The sequence below is a fragment of the Arthrobacter sp. 05L421 genome (assembly GCF_056397785.1).
Window position 1 is genome coordinate 1 of record NZ_JBFTOC010000056.1, and the last position, 1243, is coordinate 1243.

The following is a 1243-nucleotide window of genomic DNA, read 5'->3' on the forward strand; positions in this document are numbered from 1 at the left end:
GGGACTGCCCCGGCTTTTGTTGACTCGGGGTCTTAGGCCGCTGTGAGCGCGGTCCGGTTGATTGTTTCATATTCGATGGGCGTGAGTTTTCCCAGCCGTCTTTGCCGTCGCCGGCGGTGGTAGGTCCTTTCGATCCAGGTCGTGATTGCCAGCCGGAGTCCCTGCCTGGTGGTCCACCGCTGACTGTCCAGGACGTTCTTCTGGAGCAGTGAGAAGAACGATTCCATCGCGGCATTGTCCGCGCACGCGCCTACCCTGCCCATCGAGCCTGTCAGCCCGTGGTGCCGGAGCGATTCGACGAAGCGGCGGGACCGGAACTGGGAGCCGCGGTCCGAGTGCACCACGGTCCCCACCGGGCGGCGTGTCCGCACCGCGTTCTCCAGTGCGGCGACGGCCAGTGAGGATTTCATCCGGGAGTCCATCGAGTACCCGACGATCCTGCCGGAATAGACGTCCTTCACCGCGCAGAGGTAGAGCTTCCCCTCGGCAGTGGGATGCTCCGTGATGTCGGTCAGCCACAGCTCGTTCGGCGCCTCGGCGGTGAAGTCCCGCTCCACCAGGTCATCGTGGACCGGTGGCCCCGGTTTCCGGTTCGGGCCCCGCTTCTTGGAGAAGACCGACCAGATGCCGTGGTCCCTGCACAAGCGCTGGACCCTGTTCTCGCCCGCCATGATGCCCCTCCCGGGGAGCTCGTCGGCGATGAAACGGTACCCGAACGCCGGATCGTCGGCATGGATGTCCCGGGCGGCGTTGACCAGGTGCGCATCGACCCAGTCTCGGTCCGTCACGGGGCTGGACCGCCACCGGTAATAGCCTTGCTTGCTGAACTTCAACACCCTGCAGGTCACCGCCACGGGAACTCCGTCGGCGGCAAGATCCGTGACCAGCGGGTAGATCATTTTGGGTTGATGTCCCTCGCCAGATAGGCGGCAGCCCGGCGCAGAATCTCGTTCTCCTGCTCCAGCAGGCGGTTGCGTTTCTTCAGCTCCCGCATCTCGGCCGACTCCGCCGCTGCCGGGCCGGCCCCGGATTCTTTACGTTCGGCGATGGCAATCCACCGTTTCAGCGTCGTGACCGACAGCCCGAAATCCTTGGCAATCTGCGCCAGCGGCGCTTCGCCCTTGCGGGCCACATCAATAACATCCTGGCGGAACTCCGCCCCATAAGCCGTGGGCATGGTCAACATCCTTCCACGAGCACAAGCTCGCTAGGTCAAGGAGTCAACAAAACCGGGGGCAGTCCC

At 64.4% G+C, this 1243-nt stretch carries 1 protein-coding gene; it reads right to left on the reverse strand.

Annotation, left to right across the window (positions count from 1 at the left end; genetic code table 11):
- Positions 1-32 precede the first annotated feature (32 nt).
- Positions 33-1177, reverse strand: a protein-coding gene (locus AC1DKQ_RS22375) for an IS3 family transposase (protein ID WP_476920277.1) whose coding sequence is annotated in 2 segments (ribosomal slippage) — positions 33-901 and positions 901-1177 — 1146 coding nt in all. Because the reading frame shifts where the segments join, the coding sequence is not laid out codon by codon here.
- Positions 1178-1243: the final 66 nt, after the last annotated feature.